The organism is Boseongicola sp. (genome assembly GCF_057460485.1).
The window spans coordinates 1-3414 of the sequence record NZ_JBVCWP010000366.1 but is presented as its reverse complement, the minus strand read 5'-3'; the positions used below and the strand labels follow the sequence as shown (position 1 = coordinate 3414).

Genomic DNA, 3414 nt, shown 5'->3' with positions numbered 1-3414 from the left:
TGACCCCAGCTTGTCGGTGACAACTTTATCTGGAATGTATCTCTGCTTTTTCAGGAGTTTTCGCATAAATTCAAGGGCCGCACGCTTGTTCCGGCGCGACTGGGCCAGGACCTCAAGAACCTCGCCTTCATCGTCAACAGCGCGCCACAGATATGTCCGCTTGCCACCAATGCGAACGAAAACCTCATCAAGATACCAGGTTCCTGACGGCTGAACGCGGCGGGATCGCACCCTGGTTGCGATCGCCGGGCCGAACTTCAAAATCCATCGGCGGATCGTTTCGTAGCTTACATCAATGCCACGTTCCGCAAGCAGTTCCTCCACGTCCCGAATGCTCAACGGAAAGCGAAAGTAGAGCCAGACAGCAAAGTGGATCACGGCTGCTGGAAATCGGTGGCGGGAATAGGAAATCTTGCTCATTCAACCGCACTAACCTGTTCGCGCGAGATCGTCGACTTAACGTGACAATGCCTATCTATCTCTAGTCCCTTGAGTTTGACATTTTAGCGTGAGCGACTACTTTGTGTTCACTTGTGTTCTTAATTTTTGGAATATTATGATGGCCAATGTGTCTGGAACATTTTCGGTTCGCCTGCCGGACTCGTTAAGAGATGACGTAGACGCACTTGCGGAACTGACAAAACGGTCACGCTCCTATATCGTCAAGGAGGCCGTCGCTCTCTATATGAAAGACCGCACCGCTTACCTGAGAGATTTGAATGAAGCAGTCGCTGATGCAGACAGTGGATTTGGCCATTCCGGTGAACAGGTATTTGACTGGATGAAGACATGGGGGACTGAAGATGAGGCTTCTCCCCCTGCCCCCGACTTAGAGCCGTAATTGGCAATTATGAAAATTGTTATTACCCGGAGTGCTGTTTTTGATCTCGACAGCCTGCGGCGGTACCTCGCCCCAAAGTCGCCAACCGGACTGCTCCATGTCATAGATGCCTTACAAAATTCAATTGAAGATATTCCCGCAAGCCTGTCGCGCGGACGCGCAACGCCTCATGACGATGTCTGGGAAAAGGTTGTTCCCAAATACGGTTACATCATCCCCTACTACGTCCGCGGCAATACTGTCTTTATTTTGCGGATCTATAACTCTCGCAGGAAGACGCTGAATTACGACGGTGTGCTTGATCTGGAGTGACTAGACGACATTGTAAATCTATTGCCCCACCCGGACTGCATTTTCACATTAACTCGAACAGTTAGCCAACTCAGTGGCCAAAAGTGAGGCCGGCGGCGACGAGACCCGAGCGAGGATTTTGGCGACGGTCGCACGCGTGGATATAGCCCCGGGCGAAATCAAAGTCGCTCTCTCAACCCAAAGGCGTTGCCTCGATGCTGCAGGTCGAGCGCGACAAAGTTTCCGGGGAACTCCTCGGCATTGCCTCCGAATGCCGAAATCGAAAGCGTGGCGGTGAAACCAAACTGATCCTTGAGAATGCAGCCGGCCCACGCGACAAAACATTGTTCAGGAACATTGCACCTGCCCATCGTTACTTTGATAAGATCCTGGACGGACAAAAATTTGGTGAAATCGCCAAGACAAGGGAATTACCCCTGTTTCAGTTCTGGGCGGTCTGTATCGCAACGGCGCCCGTGAACTCGCGCTGGTAGTAGGCGCGGTCGTCTTCGCCCAAACCCGGTCCTCGACCCAGTGCGCGCGCCTGCTGAAAGAACCCTTTGGCCGCATTGCCCTGCCCAACTTTGCTGACGACCAGTGAGGCCAGGAACGGCGCACCATTCTTGGCGTCCTCGACCATTGTCGCCTCGAGCGCCTGCGTGACTTTGCTAATGGAACCCGGCATATAGAGCCCCATAGCCCGGGCAAGCTGGCCGTAGGTCATCGGCACATCTGCGGCAGACAGGTCGGTCAAATGCGCACGGATGCGATCGCGCAACGCAGTGGCCGCAGTGGCCGCTTTTGCGGCAGCGCGCGGGGCGGGGATTTCATGAGCAGTGCCATCCGACGCGATTTCGGCGGCCCAGACCCGGCGGCTGGAGCGCATGATCAACCGCGTCTTTCCCGCGTCCGTCCCAGTGCCCGATTCCGATTGGCAGACAACCTCGCCCGATTGCATCGCCGCCCGCAGGGTTTCTACGTCCATGCCTAGACGCGGCGCAAGATAATCGGGCGAGATCAGGAATTGGCCATCCTCACGCACGATCGCATCGGATGGGACGGGGCGATACAATAAAGGTCGCTTTGGCTGTTGCTCATCGCCCGGTGCGGCGCTGTAATACGGGGTAGCACCGGCGGCATGGTCGGTTACGTCAACGATATCGCGGACTTCGGGCACGGCGGCGCGGATCATGCTTTCCACCCCGCCGCGCAGCGTCGCGGCAGACGATGCACAGCCCTGACATCCCCCCGACATCAGCATGCTGACAACGCCGTCCTGCACGTCCGTGACCCTGACGTGCCCGCCATGACCGGCAATCGCCGGGTTGGCCTGCCGGTCCAGCACGTCTTGAACGGCCAGCCGGATTTCGGCATCAGTTCGTGTCTGATCTACGGCTTTGGCCGCCATCCCTAGCGGTGCGGCGGATTGGGCCATGCTGTCGCGAATCGCCTGCGCAATCAGCCCTTTCAGGGTGACCCAATCGCGGTCAGCAGCCTTAAGCACAGCCACGACCGCGCCCGCGACATCAACCTTTTCAACACCGGCAATGGCAAACAGAGCCTTGGCCAATGGGGCGCTCTGACCTGCGGTCGCATTGGAATAGCTGGCCCCAGCCCCAGCCTGCACGTCACGGTCCAATACAAAGCGCATGGAATGTGGATCCGCGGGCGAGGTTTCGGCACGGATACGCAGTGGCGCCGTCAGATCAGACATCTTCAACCTCGGCGGCCACCATGGCGCGCAGATGACCAAATGTGTAAATGCCCGAACTGTGGCCATCGCTGAAGCTGGCGCCGATGGCATAGTTGCCAAGGCTCCAGATCCGGGTGGGGGCGATGTTCAGCGGCACAATTGCCGGAACCAGGACCGCGCGCCCGCTCATCTCATCAACGCAAGCCGCACAGCGGCATGCCAGACGTAAATCGCGCACATCGATCTGCTGGTAGTGGCCATCGAGCCAACGCAAGACCAAAGTGCGCCCGTCGCGCCGATCCAGTGCCACCGGAACTTCGGCAGCGCCGCCTGCGTGGGCCGCATGGAGCGAAGGCTTTGGTTTGCTGGCATCATCGTCCCAGTGCCAGTCAAACGGCGTTGGAATTCCTGCGGCGTCGCGCTCACGCCCGGACAGGATCGCGGCAATGTCGCGGTAGGCAGCCGCTGCAGGTACATCCGGGTGCGCAATTACCAAAGGGCGGCCCTCATCGCCGCAATCCACGATTGCAGGATCAAGCGGAATGGCACCCAGAAACGGAACGTCAAGGCTGGCCGCGATCTTGGCACC

The 3414-nt window shown here is 57.9% G+C and carries 6 protein-coding genes; 3 read left to right on the top strand and 3 right to left on the bottom strand.

Annotation, left to right across the window (positions count from 1 at the left end):
- The coding region (locus tag AC221Y_RS22130; RefSeq protein ID WP_486708463.1) for an IS6 family transposase at positions 1-420 on the bottom strand (420 nt) is incomplete at its 3' end.
- A gap of 88 nt (positions 421-508) precedes the next feature.
- Between AC221Y_RS22130 and AC221Y_RS22125 the strand changes: the two genes are divergently transcribed.
- The 3 genes from AC221Y_RS22125 (at position 509) to AC221Y_RS22115 (ending at position 1626) form a co-directional block, all read left to right on the top strand.
- A complete protein-coding gene (locus AC221Y_RS22125) occupies positions 509-841 on the top strand; it encodes a CopG family ribbon-helix-helix protein (RefSeq protein WP_486708462.1) in 333 nt (110 codons plus the stop codon).
- A gap of 9 nt (positions 842-850) precedes the next feature.
- On the top strand, positions 851-1153 hold the full coding sequence (locus tag AC221Y_RS22120; RefSeq protein WP_486708464.1) for a type II toxin-antitoxin system RelE/ParE family toxin: 303 nt from the start codon (positions 851-853) through the stop codon (positions 1151-1153).
- 194 nt (positions 1154-1347) lie between these two features.
- Positions 1348-1626 (top strand): hypothetical protein, encoded by a 279-nt coding sequence (locus tag AC221Y_RS22115; protein ID WP_486708461.1) that lies wholly within the window; start codon positions 1348-1350, stop codon positions 1624-1626.
- On the opposite strand, the gene AC221Y_RS22110 is transcribed toward AC221Y_RS22115, so the two are convergent.
- Both AC221Y_RS22110 and AC221Y_RS22105 read right to left on the bottom strand, forming a co-directional pair.
- A complete protein-coding gene (locus tag AC221Y_RS22110; RefSeq protein ID WP_486708460.1) occupies positions 1575-2846 on the bottom strand; it encodes a DUF6522 family protein in 1272 nt (423 codons plus the stop codon). The two genes, AC221Y_RS22115 and AC221Y_RS22110, sit on opposite strands and share 52 nt — an antisense overlap.
- Positions 2839-3414 (bottom strand): DUF971 domain-containing protein (locus AC221Y_RS22105; protein ID WP_486708459.1); only part of this gene is annotated, 576 nt, incomplete at its 5' end. The genes AC221Y_RS22110 and AC221Y_RS22105, both read right to left, overlap by 8 nt.